This window comes from Rivularia sp. UHCC 0363 (genome assembly GCF_034931125.1).
Taxonomy (GTDB): Bacteria; Cyanobacteriota; Cyanobacteriia; order Cyanobacteriales; family Nostocaceae; genus Rivularia.
The window spans coordinates 5,204-5,872 of record NZ_JAYGHM010000127.1 but is presented as its reverse complement, the minus strand read 5'-3'; the positions used below and the strand labels follow the sequence as shown (position 1 = coordinate 5,872).

Annotated in this window: 1 protein-coding gene; it reads left to right on the top strand. The window is 42.6% G+C overall.

Annotation, left to right across the window (positions count from 1 at the left end; all coding sequences use genetic code 11):
* Positions 1-67 precede the first annotated feature (67 nt).
* Positions 68-637, top strand: a complete 570-nt coding sequence (hpsU, locus tag VB797_RS34340; protein WP_323242286.1) for a hormogonium polysaccharide biosynthesis acetyltransferase HpsU — start codon at positions 68-70, stop codon at positions 635-637.
* The last annotated feature ends 32 nt before the right edge of the window (positions 638-669 follow it).

Sequence of the window (669 nt, the reverse complement as noted above, 5' to 3'; positions counted from 1 at the left end):
TAACTCCTAACTCCTAACTCTCGATCCCCAATCCAAAATCTAAAATCTAAAATCTAAAATCCCCGCGATGCCCACATTATTAAATACCGAACCTTTTGTTGATTTACGTAAATACGACCAATCCAACTTCGACCGGGGACGTGCGGGTTGGTACATATTTTTATGGTGGTTCGTGCAGGCAATTACCTTTCCTCTAACTCTTCACAATCTAAGTGGGATACGCTGCGCTTTACTGCGTCTTTTTGGCGCACGTATCGGTAAAGGTGTATTGATTAGACCTACTGCCCGTTTTACTTATCCTTGGAAAGTAACTATCGGTGACTATAGTTGGATTGGCGATGATGTTGTTTTATACAGTATCGATGAAATTAACATCGGTTCTCACTGCGTAATTTCACAGAAAAGCTATATCTGTACTGGTAGCCATGATATCAAAGACCCAGCCTTCGGTTTGCAAACAGGTAAAATTGCGATCGGTAATGGTGCTTGGGTTGCGACAGATTGCTTTGTCGGACAGGGAGTAACAATTGGAGCAAATGCTGTAGTGGGTGCGCGAAGTACTGTTTTGACCGATTTGCCTGACGGACAAGTTTGTTGGGGTACACCGTGTCGTCCCCGGTATGCAAGGAATCGGTGATATTAATTAACAATTATCAATTAACAATGTTC

Excerpts from the sequence above, each read along its gene's own strand:
- hpsU (WP_323242286.1), top strand. The coding sequence starts at position 68 with ATGCCCACATTATTAAATACCGAACCTTTTGTTGATTTACGTAAATAC.